The 1,945-nt window shown below is 72.3% G+C and carries 1 protein-coding gene; it reads left to right on the forward strand.

The genetic code is table 11. From position 1 onward, the window contains the following. Positions 1 to 1,945: type I polyketide synthase (locus tag ACTOQ2_RS43765; protein WP_440107921.1), on the forward strand; the 1,945-nt coding region annotated here is incomplete at both ends.

Consider the following 1,945-nt stretch of genomic DNA (forward strand, 5'->3'; position numbering starts at 1 on the left):
CATCCCCGAAGGACTCGCCCTGCTCGACACCGCCCTGCACACCGACCACCCCGCCCTCGTCCCCGCACGATTCACCAGGACCCGTACAGCCGGGCGCACACCGGTACGGCGGGCGGGCCAGGCCGGTGGGCTCGCGCAGCGCCTGGCCGCGTTGGACCCCGCTGAGCGGCATTCGATGCTGTCCGGCCTGGTCAGAGGGCATGCGGCGACGGTGCTCGGCTTCGCCGACGGGTCGGCGATCGAACCGCGGCGCCAGTTCCAGGAGCTCGGCTTCGACTCCCTCACCGCGGTCGAGTTCCGCAACCAGCTCAACGCGGCGACCGGGCTGCGGCTGCCGGCCACGCTCATCTTCGACTACCCGACCGCTGAGGCGGTGGCCGACTACCTGGTGGGAGAGCTGGCCGGTGGTCAGGTCTCGCAGGCGGTCGTGGCCGATGTCTCGGTGGCCGACGAGCCGATCGCGATCGTGGGCATGGCCTGCCGCTACCCCGGCGGAGTCTCCTCACCAGAGGGTCTGTGGGATCTGGTCGCGCAGGCTCGGGACGCGGTGGGCGATTTCCCGTCCGATCGTGGCTGGGACGTGGAAGGGGTGTACGGCCCGGAACCGGGCGCACCGGGAAAGAGCTACACACGACAAGGCGCGTTCCTGTACGAGGCCGCCGAGTTCGACCCCGGGTTCTTCGGGATCAGCCCGCGTGAGGCCCTCGCGATGGACCCGCAGCAGCGGCTGCTGCTGGAGGCCTCGTGGGAGGCGATCGAGCGGGCGGGCCTGGATCCGGTGGGACTGCGCGGCAGCCGGACGGGCGTGTTCGCCGGGGTGATGTACCACGACTACGGCCTCGGTACCCCCGCCGCGACCAGCGGCGGAAGCCTGGTGTCCGGCCGGGTGTCGTACACCCTGGGCCTGGAGGGTCCCGCGGTCACGGTCGACACGGCGTGCTCGTCGTCGCTGGTCGCGCTGCACTGGGCGGCGCAGGCGTTGCGCTCGGGTGAATGTGATCTGGCCCTCGCCGGCGGTGTCACGGTCATGTCGACGCCCGGCATGTTCATCGAGTTCTCCCGGCAGCGTGGCCTGTCGGTGGACGGGCGGTGCAAGGCGTTCTCCGCGTCGGCGGACGGTACCGGCTGGGGCGAGGGTGTCGGCATGCTGCTCGTCGAGCGGCTCTCGGACGCCCGGCGCAACGGTCACCACATCCTCGCCGTCATGCGCGGCAGCGCGATCAACCAGGACGGCGCGAGCAACGGCCTGACCGCGCCGAACGGCCCCTCGCAGCAGCGGGTGATCCGCCAGGCGCTGGCGAACGCCGGACTGTCGACCGCGGACATCGACGCCGTGGAAGCGCACGGCACGGGCACCACCCTCGGCGACCCGATCGAGGCCCAGGCCATCCTGGCCACCTACGGTCAGGAGCGGCCGGAGGATCGGCCGCTGTGGCTGGGGTCGCTGAAGTCGAACATCGGCCACACCCAGGCCGCCGCCGGTGTCGGCGGCGTCATCAAGATGGTGATGGCTCTCCGCCACGAGCTCCTCCCCAAGACCCTGCACGTGGACGAGCCGAGCCCGCACGTGGACTGGTCGGCGGGCGCGGTGGAACTGCTCACCGAGCCCGTGCCCTGGCAGGAGAACGGGCACGCCCGCCGCGCGGCCATCTCGTCCTTCGGGATCAGCGGCACGAACGCGCATGTGATCATCGAGCAGGGTCCGGCGGAGGCCGAGGTCGAGGCCGGTGCTGTCGAGCTGCCGGTGACGCCGTGGCTGGTCTCGGCCAAGACTCCCGAGGCGCTGCGGGCGCAGGCCGGGCAGCTCGCGTCGTGGGTGGAGGAGCGGCCGGAGCTGGGCTCGGCCGATGTGGCCTGGACGCTGGCGACGGCCCGTGCGCTGCTGGAGCAGCGCGCGGTGGTGGTCGGTGCGGATCGGGCCGAGCTGGTGGCGGGTCTGCGTGCC

The organism is Streptosporangium sp. H16 (genome assembly GCF_051918855.1).
Classification (GTDB): domain Bacteria; phylum Actinomycetota; class Actinomycetes; order Streptosporangiales; family Streptosporangiaceae; genus Streptosporangium.